This is a genomic window from Frankia sp. CoWAU3, assembly GCF_977971855.1.
In genome coordinates, this window is the sequence record NZ_CDWWXB010000144.1 from 900 (window position 1) to 1,881 (window position 982).

A 982-nucleotide genomic window follows, 5' to 3' on the forward strand; every position below is an offset into this window, starting at 1 on the left:
ATGCCTACGCCACCCTGACCATGCTGTTGTTCGCCGCCCACTCCGTCACCTACAAGACGGGATACATCGACCTCTCGACCCTCATCGAGGAACGCACGCACTGGGCGGCGCTCGCCTCCTCCGACCCGGTACTCGGAGCCCTCGCCGCGTGGACACGCACCACATCCCTGCTCCAGGCCGGTTCCTACAACATCGGCCTGCAGCTCCTGGACCGTGCCCAGGCCGACATCCCCACCGGCCGTAAGCCGAGCGAGAGCGCGCTGCGTATGTCGGGCGCACTGCACCTGCGTGCCGCAATGCTCGCAGCACGCAGCGGAGACTCCGACCTGGCCCACGATCACCTCGGAGCGGCACGCAGACTGTCGACGCAGCTCGGCGATGTCGACCACGACGGCGGCCGTTACCAGCTCGCCTTCGGCCCGGCCAATACCGGCGTGCACGTCGTCGCTGCCGCAGTCGAACTGGGCGACGGCGACGAAGCGATCAACCAGGCCAGCCAGGTCCGCATCACCTCAGACCTGCCGAAGATCCGCGCCTGCCACCACTACATCGACCTGGCGCGCGCCTACCTGTGGACCGGCGCGAAGGAGGAATCCCTACGCTGCCTGACCACCGCACGCGAGATCGCGCCGCAGCAGACCCGTCATCACCCGACCACCCGTGAGGTCGTGCGCATGCTCATACGCCTTCACCACCACAGCAACACGCGGCTGACCAGGATGGCGGGCTGGATCGGACACGACGCTTGACCCGGCTACTGCCGCTTTCGCTATGGCCGGGCGAACTCGCCGCCCAGGACGCCGCCGACGAACGCATCCCACTCAGCGGGCGTGAAGACGAGCACCGGACCCTCTCGGTCCTTGGAGTCACGCACCGCGATCGCCGTATCGAGGAACGCGACTTCGGCGCAGGCGCCGTTGCCGCTGCTGAGGGTGTTCTTCCGCCAGACGGCTTGGGAGAGGTCTACCTGGCGCATCGTGGA

1 protein-coding gene and 1 pseudogene are annotated in these 982 nt (G+C 67.7%); one reads left to right on the forward strand and one right to left on the reverse strand.

Annotation, left to right across the window (positions count from 1 at the left end):
- Positions 1-749, forward strand: a pseudogene (locus AC08ON_RS12875) (hypothetical protein); the annotation flags it as partial.
- A 20-nt stretch (positions 750-769) separates the two neighbouring features.
- Here AC08ON_RS12875 and AC08ON_RS12880 read toward each other — a convergent pair.
- Positions 770-982, reverse strand: a 213-nt coding sequence (locus AC08ON_RS12880; RefSeq protein ID WP_476617054.1) for a DUF397 domain-containing protein, incomplete at its 5' end; no start/stop codon positions are given.